The sequence below is a fragment of the Microbacterium oleivorans genome, assembly GCF_001644225.1.
Lineage (GTDB): Bacteria > Actinomycetota > Actinomycetes > Actinomycetales > Microbacteriaceae > Microbacterium > Microbacterium gawkjiense.
The window spans coordinates 397,805-415,982 of record NZ_LSTV01000002.1 but is presented as its reverse complement, the minus strand read 5'-3'; the positions used below and the strand labels follow the sequence as shown (position 1 = coordinate 415,982).

19 protein-coding genes are annotated in these 18,178 nt (G+C 71.6%); 5 read left to right on the top strand and 14 right to left on the bottom strand.

Features of this window, described 5'->3' with window-relative positions:
* Positions 1 to 7 precede the first annotated feature (7 nt).
* Entirely contained in the window at positions 8 to 1,900 is a 1,893-nt protein-coding gene (locus tag AYL44_RS08675; protein WP_064002869.1) for an amylosucrase, read from the top strand.
* A gap of 116 nt (positions 1,901 to 2,016) precedes the next feature.
* On the opposite strand, the gene AYL44_RS08670 is transcribed toward AYL44_RS08675, so the two are convergent.
* Genes AYL44_RS08670 through AYL44_RS08620 form a run of 11 tightly spaced genes read right to left on the bottom strand, consistent with a single transcriptional unit; the run spans position 2,017 to position 11,776 of the window.
* A complete protein-coding gene (locus tag AYL44_RS08670; RefSeq protein WP_064002868.1) occupies positions 2,017 to 2,307 on the bottom strand; it encodes a chorismate mutase in 291 nt (96 codons plus the stop codon).
* Positions 2,308 to 2,348: 41 nt separating this feature from the next.
* Positions 2,349 to 3,890, bottom strand: a complete 1,542-nt coding sequence (locus AYL44_RS08665; protein WP_064002867.1) for an alpha-L-fucosidase — start codon at positions 3,888 to 3,890, stop codon at positions 2,349 to 2,351.
* Between the two features lie 53 nt (positions 3,891 to 3,943).
* The gene (locus AYL44_RS08660) at positions 3,944 to 4,687 is read right to left on the bottom strand and encodes a ComEA family DNA-binding protein (RefSeq protein WP_064002866.1); all 744 of its coding nucleotides are present in this window, start codon (positions 4,685 to 4,687) and stop codon (positions 3,944 to 3,946) included.
* Positions 4,684 to 5,190: a hypothetical protein gene (locus AYL44_RS08655; RefSeq protein ID WP_064002865.1), complete on the bottom strand. Its 507-nt coding sequence runs from the start codon at positions 5,188 to 5,190 to the stop codon at positions 4,684 to 4,686. Before AYL44_RS08655 ends, AYL44_RS08660 begins: the two co-directional genes overlap by 4 nt.
* A complete protein-coding gene (locus AYL44_RS08650) occupies positions 5,187 to 5,924 on the bottom strand; it encodes a 4Fe-4S single cluster domain-containing protein (protein ID WP_064002864.1) in 738 nt (245 codons plus the stop codon). The genes AYL44_RS08655 and AYL44_RS08650 overlap by 4 nt, the downstream gene beginning before the upstream one ends.
* Positions 5,921 to 6,127 (bottom strand): DUF2997 domain-containing protein, encoded by a 207-nt coding sequence (locus AYL44_RS08645; protein ID WP_064002863.1) that lies wholly within the window; start codon positions 6,125 to 6,127, stop codon positions 5,921 to 5,923. Before AYL44_RS08645 ends, AYL44_RS08650 begins: the two co-directional genes overlap by 4 nt.
* An 11-nt stretch (positions 6,128 to 6,138) precedes the next feature.
* Entirely contained in the window at positions 6,139 to 7,758 is a 1,620-nt protein-coding gene (locus AYL44_RS08640) for an AAA family ATPase (protein WP_064002862.1), read from the bottom strand.
* A 22-nt stretch (positions 7,759 to 7,780) separates the two neighbouring features.
* Entirely contained in the window at positions 7,781 to 8,539 is a 759-nt protein-coding gene (locus tag AYL44_RS08635) for a hypothetical protein (RefSeq protein ID WP_064002861.1), read from the bottom strand.
* Entirely contained in the window at positions 8,536 to 9,336 is an 801-nt protein-coding gene (locus tag AYL44_RS08630; RefSeq protein ID WP_064002860.1) for a hypothetical protein, read from the bottom strand. Before AYL44_RS08630 ends, AYL44_RS08635 begins: the two co-directional genes overlap by 4 nt.
* Positions 9,337 to 9,373: 37 nt before the next feature.
* The gene (locus AYL44_RS08625) at positions 9,374 to 10,486 is read right to left on the bottom strand and encodes a lactonase family protein (RefSeq protein WP_064002859.1); all 1,113 of its coding nucleotides are present in this window, start codon (positions 10,484 to 10,486) and stop codon (positions 9,374 to 9,376) included.
* A gap of 3 nt (positions 10,487 to 10,489) precedes the next feature.
* On the bottom strand, positions 10,490 to 11,776 hold the full coding sequence (locus AYL44_RS08620; RefSeq protein WP_064002858.1) for an adenylosuccinate synthase: 1,287 nt from the start codon (positions 11,774 to 11,776) through the stop codon (positions 10,490 to 10,492).
* 194 nt (positions 11,777 to 11,970) lie between these two features.
* On the opposite strand from AYL44_RS08620, the gene AYL44_RS08615 reads away from it, so the two are divergent.
* The 4 genes from AYL44_RS08615 to AYL44_RS08600 all read left to right on the top strand — a co-directional run bounded on the left by AYL44_RS08615 (position 11,971) and on the right by AYL44_RS08600 (position 15,324).
* Positions 11,971 to 12,954, top strand: a complete 984-nt coding sequence (locus tag AYL44_RS08615) for a methionine ABC transporter ATP-binding protein (protein ID WP_064002857.1) — start codon at positions 11,971 to 11,973, stop codon at positions 12,952 to 12,954.
* Complete coding sequence (locus tag AYL44_RS08610; protein WP_064002856.1) at positions 12,951 to 13,670, top strand: methionine ABC transporter permease; 720 nt, start codon at positions 12,951 to 12,953, stop codon at positions 13,668 to 13,670. The genes AYL44_RS08615 and AYL44_RS08610 overlap by 4 nt, the downstream gene beginning before the upstream one ends.
* Positions 13,671 to 13,735: 65 nt before the next feature.
* Positions 13,736 to 14,563, top strand: coding sequence for a MetQ/NlpA family ABC transporter substrate-binding protein (locus tag AYL44_RS08605; protein ID WP_064002855.1), 828 nt, complete (start codon positions 13,736 to 13,738; stop codon positions 14,561 to 14,563).
* 53 nt (positions 14,564 to 14,616) lie between these two features.
* Entirely contained in the window at positions 14,617 to 15,324 is a 708-nt protein-coding gene (locus tag AYL44_RS08600; protein ID WP_064002854.1) for a Pr6Pr family membrane protein, read from the top strand.
* 32 nt (positions 15,325 to 15,356) lie between these two features.
* Here AYL44_RS08600 and AYL44_RS08595 read toward each other — a convergent pair whose 3' ends face one another.
* Genes AYL44_RS08595 through AYL44_RS08585 form a run of 3 tightly spaced genes read right to left on the bottom strand, consistent with a single transcriptional unit; the run spans position 15,357 to position 18,173 of the window.
* Complete coding sequence (locus tag AYL44_RS08595; RefSeq protein ID WP_064002853.1) at positions 15,357 to 15,623, bottom strand: hypothetical protein; 267 nt, start codon at positions 15,621 to 15,623, stop codon at positions 15,357 to 15,359.
* A 16-nt stretch (positions 15,624 to 15,639) separates the two neighbouring features.
* Positions 15,640 to 16,653 carry a LacI family DNA-binding transcriptional regulator gene (locus tag AYL44_RS08590; protein WP_064002852.1) on the bottom strand — a complete coding sequence of 338 codons (1,014 nt, stop codon included), beginning with the start codon at positions 16,651 to 16,653 and terminating at the stop codon, positions 15,640 to 15,642.
* Positions 16,650 to 18,173 carry a sugar ABC transporter ATP-binding protein gene (locus AYL44_RS08585; protein WP_064002851.1) on the bottom strand — a complete coding sequence of 508 codons (1,524 nt, stop codon included), beginning with the start codon at positions 18,171 to 18,173 and terminating at the stop codon, positions 16,650 to 16,652. Before AYL44_RS08585 ends, AYL44_RS08590 begins: the two co-directional genes overlap by 4 nt.
* Positions 18,174 to 18,178 lie beyond the last annotated feature (5 nt).

Below are 18,178 nucleotides of genomic sequence, written 5' to 3'. Positions count from 1 at the left end.
GAGCACCATGGCACGTCTGAGCCCCGATCCGACGACCGACTTCGAGGCCGCGAGGGCTGCGGTCAGGGCCGAACTCGGCGGACCGGATGCGGCCTTCGACGCCCGCCTGCAGGAGTCCCTGCCCGTGCTGCACGACCTGTTCCTGCAGCTCTACGGCGAGCGCGAGGACGGCCGCGAGGCGCTGGCCGCCGTCGTCGCATCGGCCGCCGCGAGCTGGCGCGACCGGCCCGACGACCTGAAGGCGCTCGACCGCCGGCGCACGGCCGACCCGGAGTGGTACCTGTCGGAGCGGATGCTGGGCGGTGTCTGCTACGTCGACCGGTACGCGGGGTCGCTCCGCGGCATCCGGGATCGCATCCCCTACTTCCGCGAACTCGGGCTCACCTATCTGCACCTCATGCCGCTGTTCGCCTCGCCCGAAGGCAACAACGACGGCGGGTACGCGGTGTCGAGCTACCGCGCCGTCGACGAGAAGCTCGGCACGATGGACGACCTCGCCGAGCTCGCCGCCGACCTGCGCGAGGCCGGGATCTCGCTCGTCGTCGACTTCATCTTCAATCACACGAGCAACGAGCACGAGTGGGCGCAGAAGGCGGTCGCGGGCGAGCCGGGGTACGAGGACTTCTACCTGATCTTCCCCGACCGGACGATGCCCGACCGGTACGAGGAGACCGTCCGCGAGATCTTCCCCGACGACCACCCGGGGGCGTTCGTGCAGCTCGATGACGGGCGGTGGATCTGGGCGACGTTCTACCACTTCCAGTGGGACCTCAACTATGCGAACCCGGCGGTGTTCCGCGCGATGGCGGGCGAGATGCTGTTCCTCGCGAACCAGGGCGTCGAGGTGCTGCGGATGGATGCCGTCGCCTTCATCTGGAAGCGGCTCGGCACGACGTGCGAGTCGCTGCCCGAGGCTCACCTGCTGCTGCGCGCCTTCAACCAGGTGCTGTCGCTGGGCGCTCCGTCGGTGCTGTTCAAGTCCGAGGCGATCGTGCACCCCGACGAGGTCATCACCTACATCTCGACCGACGAGTGCCAGCTCTCGTACAACCCGCTGCAGATGGCCCTCGGGTGGGAAGCGCTCGCGACCCGCGACGGCCGCCTCCTGCAGAAGGCGCTGGACGAGCGTCACGCCCTGCCCGCCGGCACCGCGTGGGTGAACTACGTCCGCAGTCACGACGACATCGGCTGGACCTTCGCCGACGAGGATGCCGCGGCCCTCGGCATCGACGGCTATTCCCACCGCCGGTTCCTCAACGACTTCTACGTGGGCCGCTTCCCCGGCACGTTCTCGCGCGGGGTGCCCTTCCAGGAGAACCCGAAGACCGGCGACGCCCGGGTGACCGGGACGACGGCGTCGCTCGCCGGCGTCGAGGCGGGCGACCCCGGCGGCGAGGATCGCGTCATCCTCGCGCATGCGCTCGCGCTGTCGACCGGCGGCATCCCCCTGCTCTACCTCGGTGACGAGCTGGGACAGCTGAACGACTACGGCTACCGCGACGACCCCGCCCACGCGGGCGACAGCCGGTGGGTGCACCGACCGGCGGCCGACTCGGCCGCGTTCGCGGCGCGCCACGATCCGTCGACGGTGGCGGGCCGCATCCACGCCCGGCTGACGGCGCTGATCGAGGCGCGGCGGCGGACGCCGGAGTTCGCGGACATCCCGCTGACGCCGTTCCACACGCCGCATCCGTCGGTCGTCGGCTTCCAGCGCATCGGCGGGGGCGTCGTGCTCGTGCTCGCGAACGTCGGCGACGACGCGGTCGTCGTCGAGGCCGACACCCTCTCGGGGTTCCGGGCCGACGCCACCGACGTCGTCACCGGCGAGGATGTCGACCTGTCGGGCGGGCTCGAGCTGCCGGCGCACGGGTTCCGCTGGTTGCGGGTGCGGCCGGTCTGACGCGCGCTGTCACGGGATGCCACGGATGCCGCGCGGCGCGCCGCGGCATCCGTTCATTCACCGGCGTGTCGCTCCGGATCCATTGCATCCGTGAACGCCGGCGGCGCAGCTGGGGTTCAGCGCTCCTCGGCGGCCTCGGTGTGGTGGCGGATGACCTCGGCGACGACGAAGTTGAACCACTTCTCAGCGAACTCGGGGTCGAGGTCGGCTTCGAGGGCGAGGCGGCGCAGGCGCGCGGTCTGCTGCTCCTCACGGGAGGGATCGGATGCCGGCATCCCGTGCTCGGCCTTGAGGACGCCGACCTGCTTCGTGCAGCGGAATCGCTCGGCGAGCATGAAGACGAGGGCGGCGTCGATGTTGTCGATGCTGGATCGCAGGGTCTGCAGCTGGGCGTTCGGGTCGGTCATCATTCCTCCGGCGTCGAGCGTATCGCGGGCGGCGCAGCGGCTCAGCCGTGCAGGAAGTCCTTGCGCGCCGGGACGTGCTCGGGCTCGAGCCACACCTTCACGACCGCACCGACCTCGGACGTCGGCGTCTCGGGCAGGGTGACGCGCAGCGCGTCGACGTCCTGCGACCACGCCGCCGCGCCGGCGCCGAGCACCGTCAGCTCGCGGATGCGCCGACCCAGCAGGCCGCTCCCCCGACCCCACGAGCGGATCGTCGCGACGCCGTCCTCGGGCCACCGCAGCACGGTCGCGTAGACGTAGTCGCCGGTGACGTCGGCGCGCGTCGTGAAGCGCACGTCCTCGGACGTGTAAGGCGCGAAGCCGTCGTCGATCATCGACCCTGCGACCACCTCGGTCGGCCCCTCGCCGGGGATCAGCCACGGCCGCGACCCGAAGATCGCCTCGCCGTTGACCGTCAGCCAGTCGCCGATCCCCTCGAGCAGCTCCCGCTCGTGATCGGCGATCGTGCCGTCGGCCTTCGGCCCGATGTTCAGCAGCAGGTTGCCGTTCTTCGCGACGACGTCGACGAGTTCGCCGACCAGGTCGTCGAGGCTCTTGTAGTCGTGGTCCTCGATCCACCCCCACGACGTCTTGCCCACCGAGCTGTCGTTCTGCCACACGTCGGGACGGATGCCGCCCATCGCGCCGCGTTCGATGTCGTAGACCGCGGTCCCCTCGGCGAACGCCGTCCACTTGTAGTTGATGACGACGCCGCGGCCCCACTCGTGACCGCGGTTGTAGTAGTACGCCGCGAGCTGCCGGATGTACGGCTCGAACGCGGGCTGCTCGAGCCACCAGTCGAACCACAGCACCTGCGGCCGGTACCGGTCGATGATCTCCACTGTCCGCAGCAACCAGTCCTCGAGGAACAGCTCGTTGGGGGCGGTCTCCTCGCGCTGCGCGGGACCGTAGAAGTCCGAGAAGCGCGCATCGCGGACGTCGGAGTCGAACCGCATCCCGCCGTTCATGAAGAACCAGTGCTCGGCCCGGTGCGACGAGGCGCCACGCACCATCCAGGTGTCGTCGACAGCGGTCATCAGGTCGCCGAAGACGTCGCGGCGCGGACCCATCTGCGCCGCACTCCACCGCGAACGGGCGGTGTCGTACATCGCGAAGCCGTCGTGGTGCTCGGCGACGGGCACGACGAACTGCGCACCCGCGCGGCGGAACAGCTCCGCCCATTCGGCCGGGTCGAACCGGTCCATCGTGAACGAGGGGATGAAGTCCTTGTACCCGAACTCGCGGTGCGGGCCGTAGGTCTCGCGGTGATGGGCGAACGCCCGGTCGGCCTCGAGGTACATCGTCCGCGAGTACCACTCGCCCTGCGCGGGCACCGACGGGATGCCCCAGTGGATGAAGATCCCGAACTTCGCGTCGCGGTACCAGAGCGGCGGCTCGTAGGCGCGCAGCGATTCCCACGTCGCGTCGTACGGGCCGGCGTCGATGACCGCCTGCACGGCGGCGAGGGCGACGGAGTTGTCGCTCACGTCGACGCGCGGCGGAAGGGATGCCGGGTCGAGCGGCTCGAGGGGGGAGGCGGCCATTCCCCGATCCTCCCGCCCTTGCCCGGCGGAATGCAACGTTTACCGGGAACGTGTCAGAGGTCGACGCGTCGACCGAAGCGCCGCTCTCCCCGCGGCCTCGGCGAGCACGTCGCCGCCGCTCGCAGCCGGACGATCTCGTGCGGCTGCAGCCCCGCCGTCTCGCCGAACTGCTCGAGCGACACGAACCCGCCCTCCTTCGTCCGCGCCCGCACGGCCCGGCGCGCCTTGCTCCGGTTCATCCCGGGCAGCTCGGCGAGCTCGTCCGCGGACGCGGTCTGCACGTCCACCGGCTCGACCGCCTCCCGCGGCTGCAGCAGATCCGCCGACGTCGCCCCCACGGCCTCCGCGGTGCGGGTCGTCTCGCGCTCGGGCGCAGGCTTCGACGCCCGCTTCGAGCCCCGGCGACTGCTCCGCGTCGGACGAGCGGATGCCGCCGCGACGGGCTCCGCCGCGCGCCGCCACACGGCGGGTCGGTTCTTGTCCTTCCCCGCGACGCGACGCTCCCACAGGGTCCGCAGCCACGCCGGGTTGAGGGCGAGCGCGACCACGATGCCGGCGAGATGGACGATCGCGGCGACGATGTCGGTGAAGCCGCCCCAGACCTCGACACCGATCGTGAATCCGAGGACGCCGCTCACGAGGGCGGCGACGTACGCGGCCCCCCGCTGCGAGACGGCGCCGACGATGAGGAAGCCGATCCACGCGAAGCCGGGGCCGAAGAACACCGGCAGAAGCCACGCGCTGACACCCAGCATCCAGCCCCAGCCGGGCACCGCTTCGCGCGTCGAACTGCTCACGCGTGCTCCCGCACGTTCAGCACCATCGTGACGGTGTCGTCCTGGTCGCGGGTCTCGGAGACGAGCTCGAACCCGGCCTGATCGGCGCGGGCGCGGATGCGCTCGGCGACCGCCTGCTGCACGTGCCGCGCGTAGGCGGCATCCAGTCGCGTCATGAGCTCGGCCGCGTCCGCCTCGGTCACCTCGTGCCCGTCGAGGCGCGACAGGTGCGCGCCCCAGACGTCGCCCTCGGTGCGGGACATCACGAGCTCGAGCCCGTCGATCGTCGCGGTCAGCTCGCCGTCGACCAGCGACGCGTCGGTGGCGCCGAGGTCGGCGAGGGCCGCCGCGAGCAGGTTCGCATCCTTCATCCGCGTCTGCACCGCGATCGGCACGGCCGCGGGCGGCGCCCCCGGCTCGGTCGTCGCGTCCCGGTTCTGCGCGACCGCCCCGAGCACACCGGTGCCGCCGAGGGCGGCCGCGGCGGCGAGGGCGGCGGGGACGAGGATCAACGAGATGCTCATCGGGAGGGTTCCTTCCTGAGGGATGCCGCGCGGTCGCCGCGCACACCCAGATCGTCCAGCAGGGCGGCGAGCGCCGCATCCGTCGCCCACCCGTTCACGGCGACGGTGCCGTCGGCGGCGATGCGCACTTCGAGGGCGTCACCGCCGCCGTCGCGCGCGATCCGCTCGACCTCGGCCGCGTAGCGCGGGGTGAGGGCGCGGATCGCCTGGTTGCGCGACCCGATCCACGGCCGCCGCGTGTCGGGGAGGTCGGCGAGGTAGGGCCCGTCGCACAGCAGGTCGGTCGCCGCGAGCAGGCGCGCGATGTCCGGGCGGTCCCGGCTCCACTCCTGCAGCCGCTCGAACGTGTAGCCCGAGAATGCCATGACGCCGAGGCCGGCGTCGCGGAACGCCTCGGCGACGACGGCGAGCGCGTCGGCCTGGTCGAAAGGCTCGCCGCCGAGGAGCGTGATCCCCTCCGCGCCGGCCGCGACGGCGGCATCCACCCATTCCGCGGCCCGTTCGGCCGGATCGCCCAAGCGGGCGCCGCGTGTCGCCCAGAGGTGCGGGTTGAAGCACCCGGGGCAGCGCACGGCGCAGCCCTGCACCCAGACCGCCGCCCGCACACCCGGACCCTCCGCCGCCGTCGCGGGCACGAACCTCGACCAGCGCAGCTCCGGCTCCCCAGGCGGGGGCGGCGTCGTGCCGAGCAGGCTCGCCCGCCCGCCGACGCCGCGGGATTCGACGAGGGTCATCGGCCCCGGTCCTCCTGCCGCAGCTCGTCCTCGGCCGTGGCGGCGACCCGCGTGTAGTCCTCGGTGAACTGCGACGAGGCCGTCTCGGCGTCGAGCAGCGCTTCGAGCTGCTCGATGTAGTCGAGGCACTCGGGCCCGGTCATGCCGAACGTCTCGGCCGCGACCGATCCGTCGGCCCGCAGCTGCACGACGAGCTTCTTCATCCCGGTCCTCCTCAGTAGTCCACGGTCCGGCCGCCGCGACGCGACGACAGGATGCCGTCGGCATCGTCCCCGCCCGCGGGGGTGTCGTGCGCATCGAGGTCTTCGGCCCCGGTCGCGCGGACGGCGCGCTGCGCGGCCCAGGCGCGGATGCGCTGGACCTCTTCGGCCTGAGTCACCGCGAGGGGGATCATCGTCTCGACGACCCGGTTCACGACGTCCGCCGTGATCGCCTGGCGGCCACCGAACCCCTCGTACAGGGCGGCGACGACGGCCTGCTCGATCTCGGCGCCCGAGTGGTTCTCGCTCGCCGCGACGAGCGACGAGACGGCACCCCGGTCCTCGGCGACCGCGCGCAGGCCGTTCGCGGGCGTCGCGTGGGCGGCGAGCTGCAGCGACCAGATCGCCTCGCGCTCGACGGCCGTGGGCAGGTCGACGAAGAAGATCTCGTCGAACCGGCCCTTGCGCATGAACTCCGGCGGCAGGGCGTCGATGTTGTTGGCCGTCGCGACGACGAAGACCGGATGCCGCTTCTCCTGCATCCACGTCAGGAAGGTCCCGAACACGCGGGCCGTCGTCCCCGAGTCGCCCTGCCCCGTCGTGTTCGAGAACCCCTTTTCGATCTCGTCGACCCACAGGATGCAGGGGGCCACCGCTTCGGCGGTCGCGATCGCGGTGCGGAGGTTCTGCTCGCTCGAGCCGACGAGACCCGAGAAGATGCGTCCGATGTCGAGGCGCAGCAGCGGCAGCCCCCACGAGGCCGCCGTCGCCTTCGCCGTCAGCGACTTGCCGCAGCCCGGCACACCCGTGATGAGCACGCCCTTGGGGGCGGGCAGGCCGTACTCGTGGGCGCTCGGCAACCATGATCCGTTGCGGCGCTCGAGCCAGCGCTTGAGGTTGTTCAGACCGCCGACGTCGTCGAGGTCGATGTTCCCGGTGACGAACTCCAGCACCCCGGACTTGCGCACCACCTGGCGCTTCTCGTCGAGAACGACCCCGATGTCGTCTGCGCTGAGGCGTCCGTCGTTGACCATCGCGCGCGCGAAGGCGTTCTCGGCTTCGGCCATCGTGAGTCCGAGCGCCGCCTGGACGAGAGCCTCGCGGGCCGCGTCATCGGCGGCGACGCGGATCTCGCGGGCGTTGTTGTCGATCATCGTGTCGAGCAGGTCGCGGATCTCGTCGGCCGTCGGCAGGGGGAAGTCGAACAGGTGCGTGAGCTCGTCGAGCTCGGGCGGAATCACCCGCACGGGCGCCGTGATGACGAGCGTGCGCGAGACGTCACCGTGGCGGAACTCGAGGGCAGTCTCGCGCACCGTACGCACGATCGCCGGATCGCCCTGCCGGTGCTCGCCGCCGAAGTAGGCGTGCAGGTCGCAGAAGATGAACACGCTCGGGTCGGTCACGCCGGCGGCGTGCTGCAGCGCGCGGGCGGGGTTCGTCGTGTTCGAGACGCTTTTGCCGTCGGGGCCGATGAGCCCGAGCGCCGAAGTCCACGTCCACACCGCGCGGCGGTTGCGCTGCGCGTGGGCGGCGTCGGTGATCGCGGCGATCGCGCGGACCTCTTCGCCGGTCTCGAGGTACAGCAGCGGCAATCGCGCCTTGAAGGCGGCGTCCAGCGTGGCGTCGAAGGTCACGTCCGTCCCTTTCGTTCGGTGGTCATGGTGTGTCGGATGCCGGTTCGTCCAGCGTGATCGTCCATCGCCCGGCGCCCTCGTCGGTGTCGACCCGCAGGATCACGCGCCCCTGCGCGGGCCAGGATGCGCGGGTGTCGACGTCGTCGACGCCCTTCACGAGGTCGATGATCTCGCCCGGGAAGGCGGCATCCACGGTGAAGAAGCCGTCCCCCTCGAAGGCGAAGCGGGCACTCAGCGCGTCGCCGTCGTACGACAGCAACGCCGGACCGTCGCCCGTCGCGGACCCGCCCTCGATGGGTGTCGGCGTCTCTCGACTCACGCTCGCGGTCCAGTCGGTGAGGCGCGGCGCGAACCAGAGCCGGCCGCCCGTCGCGGCCGACACGACGGCGATCTTCCGGCTCTCGCTCACCAGGCCGATGTAGTCGGGGCGTTCGTCGTCGAGACCCACGGCGGCGTCGACCTGCTGGTAGACGTTCAGGTAGTCGTCCGTGCCGCTCGTGAGCGGCCCGACGACCCAGACGTCGTCGCCCGGCGGCAGCTCCACGAAGCCGCTCGCGGCCGTGCCGCTCAGCTCATCGCCGTCGAGCTGCACCTCCTGTGCGTCGGGGTCGTCCCACGGTTCGTACTCGTAGCGGTTCGGGTCGGTGAGGACGAGGTCCCCCGTCCGCGGGTTGACCCCGACGAAGGGCACGAGGACGAAGGCGAGCACGACCGCGACGGCCGACCCCGCCAGCCAGGTGACGGTCGAGAAGCGCCGGATCCGGGCATCCGCGGTACTCACGGCGTCGCCCCGGGCGACGGTGACGGTGACGGTGACGGCGTCGGTGGGAACTCCAGCTTCCAGCCCACGTCGTCCCAGGACTCGACCGAGAAGACGACGAGCGGCGCGTCGGGCCACGCGATCGATTGGTCGAGGGGCGCCTCGCCGTCGAAGGTCCTCTCGCTGCCGTGGGGCGTCACGATCTGGATCGCGATGCTCCCCTCGCCGCGCGCGCTCAACCGCGCGGTCGACGCCTCGCCGGCGTGGGTGAAGACGGCGGACTCGAACCCGGAGGCGACGTCGTTCGTCCACCCGAGCCCGCCCGTGGTCACCCGCGCGCGCCACGTCTCGTCGCGGAATCCGTCGACCCACAGCTCGACGTCGGGCTGCTCGACGAGCACGACGACGCGGCCGTCGGCGAGGGAGAAGAAGCGCGGCGGCTCGCCGTATTCGCCCTGGGTCACGATCCGGCCGCCGGGGCCTGTGACCCGGACACCGCCGAGGTAGGTCGAGTCCTCGGGCGTCAGGACGACGGGGGCGTCGACGTCGAGACCGCTGAGACGGATGACCGCGCCGTCGGAACCCTCGTACACCCCGCCGCCGCGGTCGTCCGCGACGATCGGGTCCGGGCTCGTCCACGGCTCGCGCGCGTAGTCCTCGTCGACGCCGACCGGACCCATGTCGAAGCCGCCCTCGTCCGCGTAGACGAGGGCGACGATGCCCGCCACGACCAGGCCCGCGATCCAGACGAAGGCGGTGAAACCGCCCAGTCGCGCGATCGCCGTCCGGCTCGCGCCCGTCTGCCCGCCCGCGCTCATGTTCCCCTCCGCCCCGACACGTTACCGGGCACGGAGGTCAGGACGAGAAGGCTAGGAGCGCCGTCGGCGACGGTGCTATTGTCCGGTGCCGGACGCGACCGGGGACGCCCGTGCGCTCCTCGATCGCGAGCGAGACGACCTCGTCGGCCCGCTCACCCGCGACGAGCAGCGTGTCGCGCGCGACGACGTGGTGACGCGGCCACACCGTGCCCGCCTCGGCGAGCGCGACCGGCTGCAGGGTCTCGCCGCCGCCGCGCACCTTGACGGTCGCGATCGTGTCGCTGCCGCGCAGCCCCGCATAGAGGAAGACGCCGTCGGCGGACATCGCGAGTTCCGCTCCCTTGTCGCCGGGGAACGCGCCGAGCTGCGCCCCGCCCACCAGGCGCCATTCGCCGGCGGCATCCGCCGCGAGCGCGAACACCTCGCCCGAGTACTCCGTCACGACGTACAGATGGCCGCTCGGGTGCGCCCGCAGGTGGCGCGGGCCGGTGCCGGTCGGCAGGGCGAGGCGCTGCACCTCACGACCGCCGCGCCAGAAGCGCACGAGATCGAGGCCGAGGTCCGTCGTCGCGATAAGCCCGCCGGGCAGCACGGCCGCCTGGTGCGCGTGCGACGGCCGACCGGTGCTCGGGGTGGCCGCATCCGTCTCGTCGTCGGCGTGCGGGATGAGGTGGGCGTACTCCGCGCCGGCGGCGGCACGCAGCGCGCGGGCCGCCGCGGTGAGATCGGATGCCGGTCCGCCCTCGGCGACGGCCGTCCACGCGCGGGCGGCCCCGGGTCGCCCGTCGGCCGCGAGCGCGACGCGCACCACCGCGCCGTCGCCGTAGCAGGAGACGATCAGCGCGTCCTCGATCGCGAGCACGTGGCAGGGGTTCTCGCCCACGGCCACCTCGGGTCCGAGCGGAGCGAACGAGCGCTCCCCCGTCTGACGGTAGGCGCGAACGGTGCCGCGGCCCTCGAGCGTCGCGTAGACGACGTCGAGGGACGGGTGCCGCGCGATCCACGACGACGACTCGGCCGCGACGACGTCGCCGCCGAAGCCGAGGGGGCCGCTCGCCAACGGGGATGCGGCGCTCCCGGCATCCAGCAGTCCGATGCCCGTCGCCGACCCGCCCATGTCGGCGGAGTACCCGCCGAGCAGGAACCGCACGGGTCAGTCGAGCAGGTCGTGGCGCACGATGACCGCGTCACGCGCGGGCCCGACGCCGATGACCGAGATGCGCGTGCCGCTCATCTTCTCGAGGGCGAGCACGTAGTCCTGTGCGGTCTGCGGCAGGTCCTCGAAGGTGCGGGCGGTCGAGATGTCCTCGCTCCAGCCGGGGAAGTTCTCGAGGATCGGCGTCGCGTGGTGGAAGTCGGTCTGATTGACCGGCACCTCGTCGAAACGCTGTCCGTCGACGTCGTAGGCGACGCAGACGGGGATCTCCTTCAGGCCCGTGAGGATGTCGAGCTTGGTGAGCACGAGGTCGGTGATGCCGTTGATCCGCGTCGCGTAGCGCGTGATCGGGGCGTCGTACCAGCCGACGCGGCGCGGCCGGCCGGTCGTCGTGCCGAACTCGAACCCGCGCGAGCGCAGGAAGTCGCCGTCCTCGTCGAACAGCTCGGTCGGGAACGGACCCGAGCCGACCCGCGTCGTGTACGCCTTCACGATGCCGACGATGCGGTCGAGGCGGTTCGGCCCGACGCCCGATCCGGTCGAGGCGCCGCCCGCGGTCGCGGACGACGAGGTGACGAACGGGTACGTGCCGTGGTCGATGTCGAGCATCGTCGCCTGGCCGCCCTCGAAGACCACGACGTCGCCGGCATCGAGCGCGTCGCTCAGCAGCAGACCGGTGTCGCACACCATGGGCCGCACGCGCTCGGCGTACGAGAGCAGGTCGTCGACGACCTCGTCGACGGTGATGGCGCGGCGGTTGAAGACCTTCACCAGCAGGTGGTTCTTCTGGTCGAGGGCGCCCTCGACCTTCTGGCGCAGGATGTTCTCGTCGAACAGGTCCTGCACCCGGATGCCGGTGCGGTTGATCTTGTCGGCGTAGGTCGGGCCGATGCCGCGACCGGTCGTGCCGATCATGCGCTTGCCGAGGAAGCGCTCGGTGACCTTGTCGAGCGTGCGGTGGTACTGCGTGATGATGTGCGCGTTGGCGCTCACCTTCAGGCGCGAGACGTCGACGCCGCGGGCCTGCAGGGCGCCGAGCTCGGCGAAGAGCACCTCGAGGTCGATGACGACGCCGTTGCCGATGACGGCGTTGACGCCCGGCGACAGGATGCCGCTGGGCAGCAGGTGCAGGGCGTACTTCTCGTCGCCGATCACCACGGTGTGGCCGGCGTTGTTGCCGCCGTTGAACTTGACGACCCAGTCGGTGCGCTCACCCAGGAGGTCGGTGGCTTTGCCCTTGCCCTCGTCTCCCCATTGAACGCCGACGATCACGATGCCTGGCATGGGCTCTCCCCCGTTATCGGACGGTTACACCCCATCCTATCGGGCCGGGTCCGCGGCCCGAGCCGCGGCATCCTCCCCGCAACGCGGCGTCACACGATTTGTCGTCGTCGGCACGGATTGGGTTGCATCGAGGGGACTGCGCGCGGACACCGCGCCATCGTTCCCCCCACCCCCACCATCCGAGAGGACGGCCGTTGATCGCGCTCGATCGGGTCTCGAAGCACTACGGCGGTGTCCCCGCCGTGGACGACGTCTCGTTGACCATCCCCACCGGCGAGGTGTTCGGCATCGTCGGTCAGAGCGGCGCCGGCAAGAGCACCCTCGCGCGGATCGTCAACCTCCTCGAACGGCCCGACCGCGGCACCGTGACCGTGGACGACGTCGAGCTCACGGCACTGGGCGAGACGGAGCTGCGTGCGGCCCGCCGCCGGATCGGCATGGTCTTCCAGCGGTTCAACCTGCTCAGCAGCCGCACCGTGCGCGGCAACGTCGAGCTCGCCCTCGAGCTCGACGGCGGCTCCCGCGCCGCCCGTCGCGACCGCGCGCAGGAGATGCTCGACCTCGTCGGCCTCGGCCACCGCGGCGACGCGTCGATCCACGAGCTGTCGGGCGGTCAGCAGCAGCGCGTCGGCATCGCCCGCGCCCTCGCCTCGCGGCCGAGCGTGCTGCTCTCGGACGAGGCGACCAGCGCCCTCGACCCCGAGACGACGGACTCGATCCTCGAGCTGTACCGCCGCATCAACGAGGAGCTCGGACTCACGGTCCTCCTCATCACGCACGAGATGGACGTCGTGAAGTCCACCTGCCACTCGGCCGCACTCCTCGAGCAGGGCCGCGTCGTCGAGCAGGGGCGCCTCGTCGACGTCATCCGCACGCCCGGCTCCCGCCTCACCTCGCAGCTGTTCCCGCTCGGACCCGTGCCCGACGGCGTACCCGCCGACGCGACGGTCATCGACATCACCTTTGCGGGCGGCACCGCCGACCGGCCCGTCATCGCACGGCTCGCACGCGATCACGACGCCGACGTGTCGATCCTCGGCGCCGTCGTCGAGCGCATCGCCGGAACCCAGGCCGGCCGCACCCGCCTCGAGGTGCCCGGCCACGTCGCCGCGGCCGTCATCGCGGACCTCCGTGCCCAAGGCCTGCTCATCGAGGTCCTCCAGGGGGTGGCCGCATGAACCAGCAGCTGATCGACGTCCTGCTCAAGGCCACCGGCGAGACGCTCTACATGGTCGGCGTGGCCCTGCTCGTCACGATCGTCGTCGGGCTGCCGCTCGGCGTCGTGCTCGTCGGCACCGAGGCGGGCCGGTTCCTCGAGCGTCCGTTCGGGTCGCGCGCTGCGGGCGTCGCCATCAACCGGGCGCTCGACTTCATCGTCAACTTCGGCCGGTCGGTGCCGTTCATCATCCTGATGGTCGCCCTCATCCCCGTCACGCGCGCCCTCGTGGGCACCTTCATCGGATCGACCGCGGCCATCGTCCCGCTGTCGGCCGTCGCCATCCCGTTCTTCGCCCGCATGGTCGAGATCGCGGTGAAAGAGGTCGACCCTGGCCTGCTCGAAGTCGCCTCGTCGCTCGGGGCGAGCCGGTGGCAGCTCGTCACCAAGGTCCTGCTGCCCGAAGCGGCCCCCGCCGCCCTCCTCGGCCTCTCGACCACCGTGACCTCGATCATCAACTTCTCGGCGATGGTCGGCACGGTCGCCGGCGGCGGACTCGGCGACGTCGCGATCCGCTACGGCTATCAGCAGTACAGCTGGATCCACATCGTCGCGGTCATCGTCATCATCTTCGCGATCGTGATGGTGCTGCAGAGCCTCGCCGCCTGGGGCGCCCGGCGCCTCGGCCGACGCAGCACCCGCCGCAGCGCGAGCGTCGCCGCGGTATCCACCGTCTGATCCGCCCCTCCCTCCTCCGGCCGTCCCGACGCCGGTCCCCCGCACCACCGACGAAAGGCATCACGATGTCCCGCACCCTCCGTTCCGCCCTCCTGGCCACCGCCGCCGCCACCGCGCTCCTGCTCAGCGGCTGCGCCTCGACGCCCTCCGCCGGTGGTGAGGGCGACGGCGACGGCCTCGGCACGCTCAAGGTCGGCGCGCTGCAGACGCCGGCCGGCGACATCCTGAACCACATCGCCGAGACCAGCGCCAAGGAGGCGGGGCTGAACATCGAGTTCGTGCCCTTCACCGACTACAACACGCCCAACACCGCGCTGGCCGACGGGTCGATCGACGCGAACCTCTTCCAGAACGCGACCTTCCTCCAGACCTTCAACGAGCAGGCCGGCGGCGAGCTCGTGAGCGTCGGCGAGGCCTACCTGCCGAGCGCCGCGTTCTACTCCGACAAGGTGTCGAGCCTCGACGAGCTCGCCGACGGCGCGAGCATCGCGATCCCCAACGACCCGACCAACGAGGGACGCGCGCTGAAGCTGCTGGCATCCGAGGGCCTCATCGAGGTCACCGACGACGTCGTCGACCTGAGCGGCATCACCGCCAACCCGAAGGACTTCGAGTTCCGCGAGATCGAGAACGCGACGCTGCCGCAGGCGCTGCCCGATGTGGATGCCGCCTTCGTCACCATCTCGTTCGCCCTGCCCGCCGGCCTCACGAGCGACAAGGCGATCCTGCTCGAGGGCGGGGACAGCCCGTACTACAACGTCCTCGCGACGCGCCCCGAGCTGAAGGACGACGCCCGCGTGCAGAAGCTCTACGAGCTGCTGACCTCGCAGGAGACCGCGGACTTCGAGAACGAGACCTGGGGCGGCCTCGTCGTCCCCGTCGCCAAGGGCTGACCTCTCCCGTTGCGCGCGGCCCGCATCGCCGGGCCGCGCGCTAGGGTTCGGTCATGCGTACCCGAACGTGGCCGACGGTGTGGTCGGCCATCCGGCTCCTCGCGGCCGCCGTGATCATGACCGCCCTCGTCGGTCAGTTCGTCACGACGGTGCGCGCCGCCATCTCCGCCGACCGTGACGTCGCGACCACGATCGCGAACTTCTTCAGCTTCTTCACGATCCTGTCGAACCTCATCGCCGTGCTGGCACTGCTCGCCGCGGTGGTCTGGTTCTGGATGCGTCCGCCCCACGAAGACCGCGAACCCCGGGGCATCGCGGTCGCCCTCGCCGGCGCGACCACCTACCTCGTGATCACCGGCGTGGTCTACAACCTGCTGCTGCGCGGGCTGCCCACGGCCGATGACCACGTCGCCTGGGCGAACGAGATCCTCCACGTCGTCGCGCCGCTGTTCCTCGTGATCGACCTGCTCGTCGCCCCCACGCACCGCGCATTGCGGTGGCGCGCGGTCGCCGTCATCCTCGCCGTCCCGATCGTCTGGATTGTCTACACCCTGATCCGCGGACCGTTCGTCCTCGACCCCGTGCGCGGCGTCGCGTTCTGGTACCCCTACCCGTTCCTGAACCCGAACGGGGTCGCCGGGTGGGGCGGTGTCTGGGCCTACGTCGCCGGGATCGCCGTCACCTTCGTCGTCGTCGGCACGATCGTCGTCGCCGTCGGGCGCCTGCGCGCTCGCGGGGCGCGCACCGCCGTCACGGTCTGACCCCCGGATCATTCCGAGGGCGGTCGCGCGCGTCAGCTGCGCCAGGCGGCGAGCGTGCGGCGCAGCGGAGTGACCTCCCGCAGCTTGACGAGGACGTACTCGAGCGCCGCGGACTCCGTGTCGAAGGTCTGCAGCGTGCGTCCCATGACACCGCCGCGCTCGTCCGACACCCACGCCTGCCACAGCGCATCCGTGCGCGTGAGCAGCACCGCGTTCATGTGCACGTCGCCCACGCCGTACAGGACGGGCGCATCGAGGGACTCCTCGCGGACGATCGCCATCAGTTCCTCGACGCTCATCGGTGGGCCTCCGGGATCACTCCGCCGGCCGCGAGGACTCGCGGACGATCAGGTGGGTCGGGAGCGGGGTGTCCTCGGTGAGTCCGTCGGGCTCCTCGACGGCGAGGAGCACCTTCTGCATCATGAGCTCGCCGAGGGCACGGAAGTCCTGCCGCACGGTCGTGAGCGGCGGCGACAGGTAGGCGGCCTCGGGCACGTCGTCGAACCCCACGACGGCGACGTCGTCGGGAACGCGCAGCCCGCGGGCACGCAGCGCCGAGAGCAGACCGATCGCCATGTGGTCGTTGCCCGCGAAGACCGCGTCACCGGGGGCGAGGTCCAGCGACCGCCCGATCTCGGCCCCACTGGCCGCGGTCCAGTCGCCGTGGCGCGGCTCCACCACCGCCAGCTGGCGGGCCGCGAGCTCGTCGCGCCAGCCGCGGATGCGCTCGACGGCATCCGGATTGCGGACGGGACCGGCGATGTGGAGGATGCGGCGGTGCCCCAGCTCGGCGAGGTGACGCACGGCCGACCGCGCGCCGCGGTACTGATCGATCGACACGAGCTGCGGATGCCGGCGCTGCGTCGCGGCGGCGGCGACCATCGGCACACCGAGGTCGAGCCCGCGCACGACCTCGAGGACGCCGAGGTCGGTCACGACGAGGACGATCGCGTCGACGCGCTGCCGGAGGAGCCCTTCGACGACCGAGCGGATGCTGGCGGCATCCGTGTCGGGCGCGGTCACCGAGTCGACGGAGTACCGCTCCACGCGCGCCGCGACGTTGAAGTGCATCGCGATCGAGGTGGGCCCGAAGTCCGCCGTCCCCGGCGTGATCAGACCGATCGTGCGGGTGCGCTTCGTGACGAGGGCACGCGCGGCCGGCGACGGGCTGTAGCGCAGCTGCGCCATCGCCTGCTCGACCCGCGCGCGGGTGGCGGGCCGGACGTTCGGCAGGTCGTTGAGCACCCGCGAGACGGTCTGGTGCGAGACGCCGGCGAGGCGCGCGACGTCGAAGATGTTGGCGGACTTCGCGCCGCGCTCGTCGCTCACGACTCGTCCTCAGGTCGGGCCACGAGCGCCAGCAGCGAGTCGACGGTGAGCGAATCGGCGGGGATCGTGTCGACGAGTTGGCCCCCGCGCATGATCGCGATCCGGTTCGAGACCCGCAGCACCTCCTCGAGCTCGGCCGAGATGAACAGCACCGACAGGCCGTTGTCGGCGAGGTCGGCGACGAGCCGCTGGATCTCGACCTTCGCGCCGACGTCGATGCCGCGGGTCGGCTCGTCGAGCACGAGCACCCGGGGCGAGAGGGCGAGCAGCCGCGCGAGCAGCACCTTCTGCTGGTTGCCGCCTGACAGGGTCCCCGCCGGCCGGTCCGGATCGGCGGGACGGATGTCGAGCGCCTCGATCCAGCTCACCGCGAGCTCGCGCCGGCGGGCGCGGGTGAGCCGGTGCAGGATGCCGCGATCGGCCTGCAGCGCGAGGGTGATGTTGTCCTGCACGCTGAGCTCGCCGATGATCCCCTCGGTGCGCCGATTCTCGGACGAGTAGACGATCCCCTGCCCGATCGCCCGTCGCGGCGTCGCGAGCACGGCGGGCGCACCGCGGACCTCGATCTCGCCGGCATCCGGTCGATCCACCCCGGTCAGCGCGCGCGCCAGTTCGGACCGCCCCGAACCCAGGAGCCCCGCAAGACCCACGACCTCGCCCTCGCCGATCGCCAGGGTCGCCGAGGTCAGCCCCGTCCCCGAGGCGAGGCCGCGTCCGGCGAGGGCGACGGGAGAGGATGCCGCGGCATCCTCTCGCTGGTGGACGTCGAGCTCGTCGGCCCCGCGTCCGAGCATCTTCTCGACGAGGTCGATGCGCAAGAGCTCGGTCGGCACGTACTCGCCGATGCGCCGGCCGCCGCGGAGCACCGTGATGCGGTCGCAGATCTCGTAGACCTGGTCGAGGAAGTGCGAGACGAACAGCACCGCGACACCGCGGGAGGTCAGTTCGCGGATGACGCGGAAGAGCTCGGCGACCTCGTCGAGGTCGAGGCTCGAGGTCGGCTCGTCGAGCACCACGACACGGGCGTCGACCGAGATGGCCCGCGCGATCGCGACGAGCTGCTGGATCGCCAGGGAGTGCCGCGATAGTCGCGTGCGGGGGTCGATGTCGAGCCCCAGTCCCTCGAGGATCTCGCCTGCGCGGCGGTGCGTCTCGCGCCAGTCGATCGCCCCGAACCGCCTGCTCTCACGCCCCAGCAGCACGTTCTCGCCGACCGACAGGTTCGGCAGCAGGTCGATCTCCTGATAAACGGCGCTGATCCCCGCGGCGAGCGCATCGGCGGGCGAGACGAAGTGCACTGGCTCGCCGCCGACGCGGATCGTCCCGGCATCCGGTCGCAGCGCACCCGTGATCGCCTTGATGAGCGTCGACTTGCCGGCGCCGTTCTCACCCATCAGGGAGTGGACCTCGCCGGGCAGCAGACGGAAGTCGACGGCGTCGAGCACCGTCTCGGAGCCGAAGCGAACGGTCGCGCCGGTCACTTCGACGACCGGCGCGACCGCTGCTTCGCGCGCATCCATACGGA